A 15,347-nucleotide genomic window follows, 5' to 3' on the forward strand; every position below is an offset into this window, starting at 1 on the left:
ACAGGCATCCCCCGGTGGCTCAGGAGATGCCGAATTCCTCGCCGAGGAGGCTGAAGAGTTCGTCGTCGGACGCGCCGTCCAGTTCGGTTCCTTCGCGTGTGGCGGCGGGCCGAGGCCCGTCAGGGCGCCACTGAGCAATCAGCACCTGAAGGCGTTCAACGATCTGTTCGCGTACCTCCGGCTCGGGCGGGGCGGAGGTCAATACCTTCTCCAGGCTGCCGACTTGGGCGAGCAGAGAGTCAGCCGTAGGCGCTGCCGCGTCCTTGATGTCAGCGGTTTCCTCGGCGTCCAGCGCGGCGTCGAGGTACCGGGCCAGGGCCGCTGGGGTCGGGTGGTCAAAGATCAGAGTCTTGGACAGGCTCAGGCCTGTGGCGGCGCGCACGCGGTTTCGCAGTCGCACTGCGGTCAGGGAATCGACTCCCAGGTCCAGGAAGCCGCCGGACGGACGTACTTGGTCCAGGTCCTGATGGCCCAGAGCGGCAGCGGTCTCCTTGCGTACCAGGTCCAGCAGAAGACGCTCCCGCTCGGCAGCCGGGACCGCGAGCAGGCGGCGGCGCAGCGCGGTCGCGGCTCCGTCTGCCGTTGACGCGTCGGCAGGTACCCGGGCCTCCGGCCCGTCGGTGCGGGCGGAGGAGAGTTCCTCGAACAACGGCTGGCGCCACTCCCCCGCCTCCTGCTCGAGGAACCGGTCCCAGTCGATGTCGGCGTAGACGAATCCAGCGTCCTCGCTGCCCGCAGCCGCAGCCGAAGCCGCAGTGACTGACGCGAACGCGGTCAGGGCGGTGTGGGCAGGCATGGCCGTCACGCCACGCCGGGCGAGCCCGTCAGCGATCTCGCCCTCCGCCATTCCCGCTCCGGCCCAGGGGCCCCAGGCGATGGACGTGGCCGCAAGGCCCTCTGCCCGGCGCCGCTGAGCCAGGGCGTCGAGGGCGGCGTTGGCGGCGGCGTAGTTGGCCTGGCCCGGGTTGCCCACGGCTCCGGCGACGGAGGAGAAGAGGATGAACGCCTCCAGGTTCCCGTCCCGGGTGAGTTCGTGGAGGTGGATCGCGGCGTCCCCCTTCGGCCGCAGGACTGTCGCCAGGCGCTCCGGGTCCAGTGCGTCGACCACGCCGTCGTCCACGACACCCGCGGTGTGGACGACCGCGGTCAGCGGCGGCCCGTCGGGCAGCGTCGCCAGGAGGTGTTCCGCTGCCGAGCGGTCGGAGATGTCGCACGCGGCGATGGTCACCACTGCTCCGGCGGCCTCCAGTTCCTCCCGCAGCCGGCGGGCACCGGGGGCCCGGTCCCCGCGGCGGCTGACCAGGACCAGGTGCTCGGCGCCCGCCGCAGCCAGCCAGTGGGCGACATGAGCACCGAGCGCGCCGGTGCCACCGGTGACCAGCACCGTCCCCTTCGGCTGCCAAGCCCCCGCGCCTCCGTTTCCGTCCGGGCCCGGGAGGCGGTCCGGGAGGCGCTCCGGGAGACGCTCCGACGCGGCCCGTACCAGTCGCCGTACGAAGACGCCGTTGGGGCGCAGCGCGATCTGGTCTTCTCCTGCCGGGTCGGCGAGCACGGAACACAGCCGGTCGGTGTCCTGCCGGGTGCCCCACGTGACGGGCCCGCTGTCTTCGGGGATGTCGATGAGCCCGCCCCAGCGTTCGGGGTGTTCCACCGCGACCACCCGGCCGAGACCCCACACAGCGGCCTGGGCGGGGTGCACCCGTCGGTCGTCGAAGCCGCCCGACACAGCGCCGGCGGCGGACACCGCCCCGCGCGTCAGGCACCACACCGGAGCCTCAACACCCGTGTCGCCCAAGGCCTGTACGAGGGCCAGCGTCATCCCGATGCCGGACGGGGGCACGGCGGAACTCCCCGTGGTGCCCGTGTCCGTGGCGAGCGCGGCCAGGAGCGAGAGGACGCCACTCGCCGTCCCGCCGTCGGCCGTCATGTCGGCCGCGGTCCGGTGCAGCCGCTGTGCCACGGCGGACCGGTCCGCCGTGCCCGGCTCGATGAACAGCGGGTGGACCTCGGCGCCCCGGCGGCGCAAGCCTGTGAGGCAGGCCTGCGCGAGAGTGCTGTCGGCCTGGTCGGCCGGGACGGCCACGATCCAGTGACCACGCGGGACCGGCAGCCCCAGGGTGGTCCACGGGCGCCATCGCTCGACGTACCGCATGCTTTCCACCGGCGGGTGTTCCGGGGATCCGGAACGCGCGCCGGGCACGGGAGCGGCCGGTCGGCCGCTCTCCAGCCAGTACCGCTGCCGCTGGAAGGCATAGGTGGGCAGGTCGACGGTTCGGGCTCCGCTGCCGGCGAACACCGCGCGCCAGTCCGGTTCCACCCCGTGGATGTGGAGCGTGGCCAGGGCTTCGAGCACGGCGCCGTCCTCGGGCCCGGAGGTGTGCGAGGCGGCGGTGATCACAGCAATCGGTTCCGTACGGGCCGATGGCCTCTCCTCCTGGTCCTGCCGTTCGTCGAGGCAGTCCTGCGCCATCCCCGCCAGCGCGCCGCCCGGCCCCACTTCGACGAACGTGTTCACGCCAAGGGTCGACAACTGCTTGATGCCGTCCCGGAATCGCACCGCCTCCCGGACGTGGCGCACCCAGTACTCGGCCGTGGCGATCTCCTCGGCGGCCGCCACCCGGCCCGTCAGGTTCGACACCAGCGGGATGCGCGGAGCGTGATAGGTGAGGGTCCGCGCCAGCTCGCGGAAGCGCGCCAGCAGGCCGTCCATGTGCGGAGAGTGGAAGGCGTGCCCGACGGGCAGCCGCTTGGTCCTCCGCCCCTGTGCCGCCCAGTGTTCGGCGATCTCCAGGACCACGTCCTCGTCGCCCGAGACGACGACGGACTGCTGCCCGTTGATGGCGGCGACGGCAACCCTGGCCGCACGGTCCCCCAGGTCCCCCCGGTTCCCCCGGTCCTCCGGGTCCCCCCGATCCTCCCGATCCGCGATCAAAGAGGCCATCTCGTCCTCGGTCGCCTGGACCGCCACCATGGCACCGCCATCCGGCAGTTCCTGCATCAGCCTGCCGCGCTCGGCCACCAGCAGGCAGGCATCGGGGAGCGAGAGCACCCCGGACACCTGCGCGGCGGCCAGCTCCCCGACCGAGTGCCCGAGCAGGAAGTCCGGGGTCACGCCCCAGCTCTCGAGGAGCCGGAACATCGCGACCTCGAAGGCGAACAGGGCCGGCTGGATGTAAGCCGTACGGTCAAGGAGCCGGGCTTCCGGAGAACCCGGCTCGGCGAACAGGACATCGCGCAGGGGGGTTTCGGTGTGCAGGTCGAAGTGGGCGCACACCGTGTCCAGCGCGTCGGCGAAGGACGGGTATGCCGCGTACAGCCGACGGCCCATACCCAGGCGCTGGCTGCCCTGCCCGGTGAACAGGAAGGCCGTCCTGCGCTCGGCGTCGGCGACCCCGTACGTGACCTTGGGCGACGGCTCTCCTGCGGCGACGGCGGCCAGTGCCTCGCGTATCTCCTCGGGATCCTCTGCCAGCAGCACCGCACGGTGGTCGAGCGCGGAGCGCGTGACGGCGAGCGAGGAGGCGACATCGCGGGGAGTGAGCGATGGCCGGGCGTCAAGGTGGTTCCACAGGGCTGTCGCCTGGGCGCGCAGCGCGGCCGGCGACTTCGCCGAGAGAATGAAGGGCAGTGCTGCCGGTCCGGACTTGATGTCATCGCCCTGCGGCCGTGTGCCGTTGACGACCGCGCCCACAGCCTCGGGGGTTTGAGGCGCTTCTTCGGGTGCTTTGTCAGGCGCTTCTTCAGGTGCTTCGTCAGGCGCTGCTTCGAGGATGACGTGGGCGTTGGTTCCGCTCATGCCGAACGAGGACACAGCCGCGCGCCGCGGCCGGGGGCCGGTGGCCGGCCACTCCCGGGGCTCGGTGATCAGCTCCACGGCGCCTGCCGACCAGTCCACATGGGGAGAGCGTTCGTCGGCGTGCAGCGTCCTGGGCAGCGAGGCGTGGCGCAGCGCCATCACCGTCTTGATCACGCCACCGATGCCGGAGGCCGCTTGCGCGTGGCCGATGTTTGATTTGAGCGAGCCGAGCCAGAGCGGCTGATCCTCCGGCCTGCCCTGGCCGTACGTGGCCAACAGGGCCTGTGCCTCGATCGGATCGCCGAGCGTGGTGCCCGTGCCGTGCGCCTCCACCGCGTCGACGTCGGCGCTTGTCAGGTCCGCGTTGGCGAGCGCCTGTCGGATCACGCGTTCCTGGGCGGTGCCGTTGGGAGCCGTCAGCCCGTTGCTCGCACCGTCCTGGTTGGTGGCCGAGCTGCGCAGTACGGCCAGCACCGGGTGGCCGTTGCGCCGGGCGTCCGAAAGCCGTTCAAGTACCACGACTCCGGCGCCCTCGGCCCAGCCGGTGCCGTCCGCGTCGGCCGAGAACGCCTTGCACCGGCCGTCCGGCGCGAGGCCCCGCTGCCGGCTGAACTCCACGAACCCGAGCGGGCTCGCCATCACCGTCACACCGCCCGCAAGGGCCAACGAGCACTCCCCGCCGCGCAGCGCCTGCGCCGCCAGGTGCAGGGCCACCAACGACGACGAACACGCCGTGTCGACGGTCACCGCGGGCCCTTCGAGGCCGAGGGTGTAGGCCACCCGGCCGGAGACCACGCTCGCGGCGTTGCCTGTCAGCATCCGGCCCTCGAGCTCCGCCGGCAGGGCTGCGAGCCTCGGCGCGTAGTCCTGCGCCATGGCGCCCGCGAAGACCCCTGTCGGGGTGCTCTTCAGGGAGTGCGGATCGATGCCCGCCCGCTCCAGCGCCTCCCACGAGATCTCGAGGAGCAGGCGCTGCTGCGGATCCATCGCCAGTGCCTCGCCCGCCGAGATCCCGAAGAACGCCGCGTCGAACTCCGCCGCGTCGCGCAGGAACCCGCCCTGCCGGGTGTAGCTCGTCCCCGTCCGGTCGGGGTCGTCGTCGAACAGCGTGTCCAGGTCCCAGCCGCGGTCCGCCGGGAACTCGCCGATCACGTCCCGCCCTTCGGCGACCAGCTGCCACAGGTCCTCGGCAGAGCGTACGTCCCCGGGGTAGCGGCAGCTCATGCCGACGATGGCCAGGGGTTCCGGGGCGGAGGCGGAACCGTCCGATGCGGACGACACTTGTGGAGACAACACGTGGGCGGACGACACGCGTGGGGACGCCCCCGCCTGGTCGACCGCCCTCCCCACGAGCTCGGTCCACAGGAAGTCCGCCACGGCGGCCGGGGTGGGGTGATCGAAGACCACGGTGGTGGGCAGTTGGAGCCCTGTCGCCGCACCGATGCGGTTGCGCAGCTCCAGGGCCTGTGCGGATTCCATGCCTGCTTCCTGGAACCGGCGCGCGCCCTCCACCTCCTCGGCCGAGCCGAACTTCAGGACCACCGCGACCTGTTCCCGCACCAGCTGGCGCAAGAGGCGTCGCTGTTCGGCCTCGCTCTGTCCGCGCAGCCGCCGCGCCCACGGGGCCGCGTCCTGCGCCTCGGTCTCCCCGCTCACGGCCCCGCCGGCGCCCCCGCCCGAGGCCACATCCGTACGCTGGTTCTTTCCCGCGTCATCGGACAGCTCCGCGAAGAGGGCGGCGGGCAGTGCCGCATCGTCGTTCGCCGAACCGCCGAAGTCCCCTACGAGCAGGTGCATTCCGGGCTGATGCTCCGTCAATGTCTGCTGTACGGCGTCGAGTTGGACGCCATTTGCCAGCGACACGGATTTCCTCGCGGGGGTCCAGGCGAGCGACAACGCGGGCAGCCCGCTGCCCGCGCGCTGCTGGACCAGCACCGACAGGAGGGCGTGCGTCACGGCCTCGGTGGTGTACCCCGCCCGTCCCAGGGCTCCCTCCGCCGGGGAGACCAGTACGAAGTCGTCGAGCTTTCGATCTCGGGTGCATTCGTGGAGGTGGAACGCCTGCTGCCGGACGGCCTCGGGCGGTATCTGCCCGGCGGCGGCCACGTACACGACCGCCCGCAGGGGGTGGAGTTCCGATCCGTCGGCCTCGCTCATGAGCCGGGCCACGGCGTCGGGCTCGCCCAGATCGACGGAAAGGGTGCTCAGCTCCACCTCGGGGGCCCGGGTCCGCAGCTCATCACGGAGCCCGGCGGTCTCATCGCCCCGCGTGGCGAGGTCGCGTCCGGCCAGGACGACACGCCCTGCACCCGCTCCGACCGCCCAGTGCACGAACTGCGGATCCGGCATCCCGCCACTCGTGGCGATGACCGCCGTACCGCCGCCCCAGCGCGCAACGGCGGTTGCCGCGGTCCGTTCGCCCGTGGTCCGTTCGCCCGTGGGGTACCGCACCAGGCGCCGGACGAACACTCCCGACGCACGCAGCGCAACCTCGCTGCCGTCCGCGTGGCGGCCGGACAGGACCCCGCACAACCTGCGCAGGATGCGGTCGTCGATGGCCTCCGGCAGATCGATGGCGCCGCTCCACCCCTGCGGGTTCTCGTGGCGCACGGAAAGGACGCGCGCCAACACCGCGGCCTGCGTGGCATCTTGGACGCGATCGGCACGCCTCACGGACATCGCGTCGCTGGTGACATACCAGAGGGGGGCCTGGAGGGAATGGGCCTGGAGGGCACGCGGCAGAGAGAGGGCCAGGGCAGCCCCCGGCTCGGCACTTCCGGCCTGTGCGGTGATGAGGGACAGCACCCCGGCCAGTACCGGGTCCGTGTCCTGGGAGTGCTCCAGCGCCTCGACGATCCGGTGGCCGAGACACTCGTCTTCGGTGTCCTCCTCCGACACGCTGAGCACGACGGCCTCGGCCCCGCCCGCCGCGAGACCGTCCCGCAGCCGTCCGACGAGTTGCTCGTAGGCGGCCGTACGTTCCCGTGGCGCGACCACGAGCCAGGTGCCCGACAAGCGCACCCGCGAAGTTCCGGTCAGCGGCCGCCAGACGAACTGGTAACGGCAGGAATCGACAGCGGACTTCCTGCGGCGCTCGCGACGCCAGGGGGACAGCAAGGACAGCACAGCCCCCAGGGAGTCCCTGTCTTGCGCGCCCTCCGCATCGAGATCGAGCGTCGTCGCGAGGGCACCCATGTCCTCCTGCTCCACTGCTCCCCAGAACCGCGCGTCCACAGGGTCGGTCTCAGGCGTGGTGGGGAGGTGGGTTGCCGGTGCTTCCAGCCAGTAGCGTCGGCGTTGGAAGGCGTAAGTGGGCAGGTCCGAGGGCGCGTTGGGGGCGTCGGGCGTGGTGACGGTGCTCCAGTCGACGTCCGCGCCACGGACGAAGACCTCGGCGGCCGAGGCCAGGAGGCGCCGCATCCCGCCCTCGTCCCGGCGGAGCGTTCCGGCCGCGCAAGCGTCCGGAGTCCCGGCGGCGGCCAGAGTGTCCTCCACCGTGGCCGTCAGGACCGGGTGGGCGCTGCACTCGACGAAGAAGCGGAAGCCCTCGTCGAGCAGTCCGCGCACCGCCTCGTCGAACCGGACCTGGCTGCGCAGGTTTTGCACCCAGTAGCCGGCGTCGAGCCGACTGCCGTCCACCCAGGCGGCCTCCACCGTCGAATACACCGGCACCTGCCCCGGCCTCGGAGACAGCCCCGCCAACTCCCGCTTCAGCCGGTCGGCGATCTGCTCCACCTGCACCGAGTGCGAGGCGTAGTCCACGGGGATCCGCCGAACCCGGATCTCCTCTGCCTCGCAGGTGGCCACCAGCTCGTCCAACGCCGCAGGGTCCCCTGACACCACCACCGACGACGGGCCGTTGACCGCTGCTACGGAGACCCGAGCGCCCAGCGACGCGCACCACTCCCGCACCTTCGCGACGGGCGCCGCCACCGACACCATCCCGCCCCGCCCCGCCAACTCCTCACCAATCACCCGACTGCGCAGCGCCACCACCCGCGCCCCGTCCTCCAACGACAGCGCACCCGAAACCACCGCCGCAGCAATCTCACCCTGCGAATGCCCCACCACCGCACCCGCACGCACCCCCAGCGACTCCCACACCGCCGCCAGCGACACCATCACCGCCCACGAGGCGGGCTGAACCACATCCACCCGCTCCAACGACGCAGACCCCGCCACCCCGTTCAACACATCCGTCAGCGACCAGTCCACAAACGGCGCCAACGCCCGCTCGCACTCATCGATCCGCGCCGCGAACACCGGCGAGGACGCATACAACTCACGCCCCATCCCCACCCACTGCGAACCCTGACCCGGAAACACCAACGCGACCTGGCCGTCCACGCCTGCCCGTCCCCGCACCAGGTTCGTCGCGGCACCGCCGCCGGCCAGGGTCGCCAGGCCATCCAGCAGCTCCTCGCGATCCCCGCCGACCACCACGGCACGGTGCTCCAGCGCCGCCCGTCCGGTCGCCAACGAGTGGCCGACGCTCCCTGAACTCGCCTCACTGTCCTGTCCGTTGATGTGTTCCAGCAGCCGGGCCGCCTGCGCCTCCAACGCCTGGGGCGTGTGACCGCTGACCACCCACGGCACCGCACCCGACTGCGCGAGCCCCTCGCCCTCCTGCGGGGCGGCCTCCTGCCCCTCCGGGGCCTGCTCCAGCACGACATGGGCGTTGGTGCCGCTGATCCCGAAGGAGGAGACCGCAGCCCGCCGTGCCCGGCCGGCTTCAGGCCACTCCCGCGCCTCGGTCAGTAACTCGACCTCGCCCGAAGCCCAGTCCACATGCGGGGAACGCTCCTCGGCGTGCAGCGTCTTGGGCAGCACTCCCTCCCGTAGCGCCATCACCATCTTGATGACACCCGCCACCCCGGCCGCCGCCTGTGTATGCCCGATGTTCGACTTCAACGAGCCGAGCCACAACGGCTGTTGATCCGCCGACCGCTTCCCGTACGTCGCGAGCAGCGCCTGTGCTTCGATCGGGTCGCCGAGCGTGGTACCCGTCCCGTGGGCCTCCACCACGTCGACTTCAGCAGCGCCCACCCCCGCGTCCGCCAACGCCTGCCGGATCACCCGCTGCTGCGCCGGACCATTCGGCGCCGTCAACCCGTTCGACGCGCCGTCCTGATTCACGGCGGAACCGCGCACCACCGCCAGTACCGGGTGCCCGTTGCGCCGGGCGTCCGACAGACGCTCCACCACCAGCACGCCCACACCCTCGGCTGGACCGAACCCGTCCGCGCCGGCCCCGAACGCCTTGCACCGACCGTCGACGGCCAGCCCCCGCTGACGGCTGAACTCGACGAAGGAACTCGGCGTGGCCATCACCGTCACTCCGCCCGCCAACGCCAGCGAGCACTCCCCACTCCGCAGCGCCCGCGCCGCCAGATGCAGCGCCACCAGCGACGACGAACATGCCGTGTCCACCGACACCGCAGGACCCTCAAGGCCCAGCGCATAAGCGACCCGCCCCGACGCCACGCTGCCCGCGCTGCCACTGCCGAGCTGGCCCTCGAACTCTTCGAGTCCCTCGGTGACATGCATCAGCCTGGCGGCGTAGTCGCTGTGCATCAGTCCCGTGAACACACCGGACCGGGTCCCTCGCAGCGAACGGGGATCGATGCCCGCGCGCTCCAACGCCTCCCACGACGTCTCAAGGAGCAGCCGCTGCTGCGGATCCATCGCCAGCGCCTCACGCGGCGAAATACCGAAGAACCCCGCATCGAACTCCGCGGCCTCATACAGAAAACCGCCCGCACGAGAATAGGAAGTCCCCGGCCGGTCCGGATCCTCGTCGAACAACCCCTCCAGATCCCAGCCACGATCCGCCGGGAAGTCACCGATCACGTCCGCGCCGTCGGCGACCACCCGCCACAGGCCCTCGGGAGACTCCACACCCCCCGGGAAACGACAGCCCATCCCCACGATCGCGATGACGTCGTCGTCCTTCCCGGAGGTCACGGGGACCGCCGGGGCGGAAGGTGCACCTTCGGTGAGTGTCCCGGTCAGTTCCGTCTGCAGGAATTCGGCCACTGCCCCGGGATTCGGGCGATCGAAGGCCAGGGTCGCCGGGAGGCGCAGACCGGTTTCCTTGTTCAGACGATTACGCAGTTCCACAGAGGTCAGCGAGTCGAAACCGAGCGACTTGAAGGAGGTCTCCGTACGTACGGAACTCATGGCGTCCTCACGCGCGCCGAGGACCGACGCGACGTGCTTCTTCACCATGCCGAGCAGAGTTTCCCGTTGCTGCTCGGCAGTCAGGGAGCGCAGCCGGTCCACCAGTCCGGTGGCCGACTCAGGGGATTCCGCCGCGGCGCCTCGTCGCCTCGGTGATGACGCGCGCGCGTACGGAGCGAGCAGCGGGGACACCGACCCCTCGGCGGCCCCGGCCAGGCTCCGCGTGTCCAAACGGATCGGTACGACAACCGGCGCGTTCAGCCGCAGGGCCGCGTCGAAAGCCGCCAGACCCGCCGTGGTGGAAAGTGGTGCCACCCCGAGACGGGCCAGTCGCCGTAGATCCAGGTGATCAAGATGACCCGTCATGTCGCTGGCCTCGGCCCACAGCCCCCATGCCATGGACGAGGCGGCCAGGCCGCGCGCACGGCGATGGCCGGCCAGGGCGTCCAGGAAGGCATTGGCGGCGGCGTAGTTCGCCTGGCCGGCGCTGCCGAGCGTTCCCGCCACGGACGAAAAGAGGACGAACGCCGACAGGTTCATGTCCTGCGTCAGTTCATGCAGATGCCAGGCCGCATCCACCTTCGGCCGCAGTACGGATGCCACCTGCTCCGGTGAGAGGGCTTCCAGTACGGCATCGTCCAGTACGCCGGCCGCGTGCACGACCGCCGACAACTGGTGCTCGGCGGGGATTCCGGCCAGCAGCTCTGCCACAGCCGCACGGTCAGCCATGTCGCAAGCCACCACAGTCGCCTCGGCACCGAGCGCGGCCAGCTCCGCCCGCAGCGCGTCGGCTCCCTCGGCCGCCGGGCCCCTGCGGCTCGTCAGGAGCAGCTGCCGCACGCCGTGCTCGGACACCAGGTGACGGGCCATCAGGCCACCGAGCGTGCCCGAGGCCCCGGTCACCAGAACCGTTCCGGAGACATCGATGGGCGGTGTGTCCCGCGCGGGCCGCGTCGATCCTGTGACGCGCATCAGGGTCGGGGTGAACGCCGTCCCGGACCGCACGGCGACCTGCGGCGCTGCCGTGCCGAGAGCCGTGCTGATGACACCAGCCGTCTCGGCGGCGGCATCGGATCCTGGGTCGAGATCCAGCAGTACGAAACGTCCTGGGTGCTCCGTCTGGGCGGTCCGCAGCAGACCCCAGATGGATGCGGCAACGGGATCAGGCGCCTCCCCGCTCTCTCCGACGGAATCAGGTGCTTCCGCGCTGTCTCCCACGGAATCAGGTGCTTCCGCGCTGTCAGCCACGGGAACGGGAACCGCGCCCCGCGTCACCACGACGAGTCGCGAGCGCGAGAAGCGCTCGTCGGCGAGCCATTCCCGCAAGGTGGTGAGGACTGAGGAAACCAGGGCATGCACCCGGCCCGGTACCTCGTCGGACGCGTCGGCCGTGTACACCGGTGCGGGCACCGGCAGCAGCAGTGTGTCGGGCACGTTCTCGTCGATGTCGGGCAGCGACGCGTACGCTCTCGGCGCGTGACCGCCGGCTTCCAGGACGTGCCGCAACCCGAGGGCGTCCTCGCCCAGGAGCCCCCATGGCGCGGAGGCCGACTCGGCAGCCTGCGGCGGCAGCGGCTGCCAGTGCAGGTCGAACAGCGAGTCGTCGGTCCGGGCGCCGATCGCCCGCAGTTCGCTGTGCGCGACCGGGCGCAGTGTCAGCTCGTCGACCGTGGCCACCTGCTCGCCTGCCGCGTCCCAGAGGGTCAGCGTCAGCGAATCGTGGTCCAGGGCAGCCAGCCGCGCGCGTAGTACCGATGCCCCGGCGGCCTGGATCCCGACACCGCTCCATGCGAAGGGCAGCCGCGCCTCCGGGGCCGTGCCGGTGAGCGGCAGGAGGTCGCCCGCCACTACCGCGTGCAACACCGCGTCGAACAGCGCAGGGTGCAGGATGTACTGTCCCGCCTGTTCCACCAGCGGCTGCGGCAGGCGCACTTCGGCGAAGACCTCGGCGTCACCGTGCTCGTCGTCACGCCGCCACACGGCGCTCAGTCCCTGGAAGCCCGGGCCGTATTCCAGCCCCCGGTCCGTCATCTTCGCGTAGACGGTGTCGATCTCGACGGGTTCGGCCCCCTCAGGAGGCCATGCTTGCGGTGACTGGGGAGGCGTGTCGGGAGGCGTGTCGCGGCCCGGGCTCACCGCAGCGTCGGCGTGCGGAGTCCAAGGGCTCTCGGTGAGCGCGGTGTCCGGGCGGGATTGAACGGTCACGGACCGGCAGCCGTCCTCGGCCGCGGCTGTGACCTCGATCTGTACGTCGACTGCTTCGTCGGCGGGGATCACCAATGGGGTGTGCAGGACCAGCTCTTCGACCCCTACGCAGCCCATCTGCTCACCGGCACGGGCGACCATCTCCAGCAGCGCGGTACCCGGCACCACCACCGCGCCGCCGACCCGGTGATCCGCCAGCCAGCCGGGGCGCCCGGCGGACAGTCGACCGGTCAGCACCACTCCGCCGCCATCGGCCAACGCCACCATCGCGCCCAGCAAGGGATGGCCCACACCACGCAAACCCAAAGCCGCCGGATCCGAACCGCCCGCCGACGCCTCCAGCCAGTAGCGCTGATGCTGGAAGGCGTACGTGGGCAGGTCCACGGGGGTGTTGGGGGTGCCCGGTCCGGTGACACTGCTCCAGTCGACGGGCACGCCGTGGACGAAGACTTCGGCTGCCGAGGCCAGGACACGCTCCAGTCCGCCGTCGTCCCGGCGCAGCGTTCCGGTGGCGACAGCGTCCGGTGTCCCGGCGGCGGCCAGCGTGTCCTCCACGGCGGCGGTCAGCACAGGGTGGGCGCTGCACTCGATGAATACGTCGAAGCCGTCGTCGGCCAGGGCGGTGATGGACCGTTCCAGCTGAACGGGCTCCCGCAGATTCCGGTACCAGTACCCGGCGTCCAGCGTCTCCCCCGGCGCCCAGCCACCGGAAACCGTCGAGAAGAACCCAACTCCGGCGGGGCGGGGGCTGATCGGCGCCAATACCTCCGCCAGCCGGTCGGCGATCAGTTCCACCTGCACTGAATGCGAGGCGTAGTCCACCGGGATCCGCCTTACCCGTACCTCCTCGGCCTCACAGGTGGCCACCAACTCGTCCAACGCTGTCGGCTCACCCGAAACCACCACCGACGAAGGCCCGTTGACCGCCGCCAACGAGACCCGCTCACCCAGCGACGCGCACCAGGAGCGCACCTGATCCACCGGTGCGGCGACCGACACCATCCCGCCCAGGCCGGCCAGTTCCTCGCCGATGACCTGGCTACGCAGCGCCACCACCCGCGCGCCGTCCTCCAACGACAGCGCACCGGCGACCACCGCGGCCGCCATCTCTCCCTGCGAGTGCCCCACCACCGCACCGGGACGCACACCCAGCGACTCCCACACCGCGGCCAACGACACCATCACGGCCCACGACGCGGGCTGGACCACATCCACCCGCTCCAACGACGCAGCGCCCGCCGCCCCGTTCAGTACGTCCGTCAGCGACCAGTCCACAAACGGCGCCAGCGCCAGCGCACACTCATCGATCCGCGCCGCGAACACCGGCGAGGACGCGCACAACTCCCGCCCCATCCCCACCCACTGCGACCCCTGACCCGGAAACACCAACGCGATCCGACCGGCGACGTCTGCCTGTCCCCGCACCAGGTTCGCCGCCGCGTCGCCGCCGGCAAGCGCCGTCAGACCGTCCCGCAGCTCCTCGTGGTCCTCCCCGACCACCACGGCGCGGTGCTCCAGGACCGCCCGCCCGGTCGCCAGCGAGTGCCCGACACCTTCCGGACTCGCCCCGGACTGCCGCCCGTTGAGATGAGCCAGCAGCCGACTCGCCTGTGCCTCCAACGCCTCGGGCGTGTGCCCACTGATCACCCACGGCACCACCCCCGAACGCGCGGGGGCCTCACCCTCCTGCGGGACCTCCTGCCCCTCCGGGGCCTGCTCCAGGACGACATGCGCATTGGTCCCGCTCATCCCGAACGACGACACCGCGGCCCGCCGCGCCCGACCCACCTCCGGCCACCCACGCGCCTCAGTCAGCAACTCCACCCCACCCGAAGACCACTCCACATGCGGCGACGGCCGATCCACATGCAACGTCTCCGGCAACACCCCTTCCCGCAGCGCCATCACCATCTTGATGACACCCGCCACCCCCGCAGCCGCCTGCGTATGCCCGATGTTCGACTTCACCGACCCCAGCCACAGGGGCTGTTCACGGTCTCGCCCATACGTCGCCAACAGGGCCTGCGCCTCAATCGGATCCCCCAGGCGCGTCCCCGTCCCGTGCGCCTCCACGACGTCCACCTCAGCAGCGCCCACGCCCGCATCCGCCAGCGCCTGCCGGATCACCCGCTGCTGCGCCGGACCATTCGGCGCCGTCAACCCACTGCTCGCCCCGTCCTGATTCACCGCCGAACCCCGCACCACCGCCAACACCCGATGACCGTTACGCCGCGCATCCGACAAACGCTCCACCACCAGCACACCCACACCCTCGGCCCAGCCCGTACCATCCGCCGCAGCCGCAAACGCCTTACACCGCCCATCAACCGCCAACCCCTGCTGACGACTGAACTCCACAAACGAACTCGGCGTCGCCATCACCGTCACACCACCCGCCAACGCCAGCGAACACTCCCCGCTCCGCAACGCCCGCACCGCCAAATGCAACGCCACCAACGACGACGAACACGCCGTATCCACCGACACCGCAGGACCCTCAAGCCCCAACACATACGACACCCGACCCGACACCACACTGGCCGCATTCCCCGTGGCCACATACCCCTCGAACGAACCCGAACCATCCCCCAGAACAACCCGGCCATAATCCTGACCGTTCGTCCCCATAAACACCCCGCCCGAAGTCCCCTTCAGCGAACGAGGATCAATACCCGCCCGCTCCAACGCCTCCCACGACGTCTCCAACAGCAACCGCTGCTGTGGATCCATCACCAACGCCTCACGTGGCGAAATACCGAAGAACCCCGCATCGAACCCCGCCACATCACCCAGAAAACCGCCCGCCCGCGTATAACTCGCCCCCGGCCGGTCCGGATCCTCGTCGAACAACCCCTCCAGATCCCAGCCACGATCCGCCGGGAAGTCACCGATCACATCCACGCCATCGGCAACCACATCCCACAAATCCTCCGGAGACTCCACACCCCCCGGAAAACGACAACCCATCCCCACAATCGCGATCGGCTCGTGGCTCTCTTCCTCGACTTCTTGCAGACGACGGTTGGCTTGTCGCAGGTCAGCCGTCACGCGCTTGAGATATTCGAGCAGCTTCTCCTCGTTCGTACTCATCCTTCATCCTCCTCGAATATCAAGAAAAACACGCGCAGACTGAACGCAGGCCAGACGCCAAATAGACACCGGTCAG

1 protein-coding gene is annotated in these 15,347 nt (G+C 70.8%); it reads right to left on the reverse strand.

The window, feature by feature from the left end:
- Nucleotides 1–19 precede the first annotated feature (19 nt).
- Entirely contained in the window at nt 20–15,229 is a 15,210-nt protein-coding gene (locus AC0KTA_RS02445; protein ID WP_481056286.1) for a type I polyketide synthase, read from the reverse strand.
- Between the last annotated feature and the right edge of the window lie 118 nt (nt 15,230–15,347).

This window comes from Streptomyces sp. Y309 (assembly GCF_056712025.1).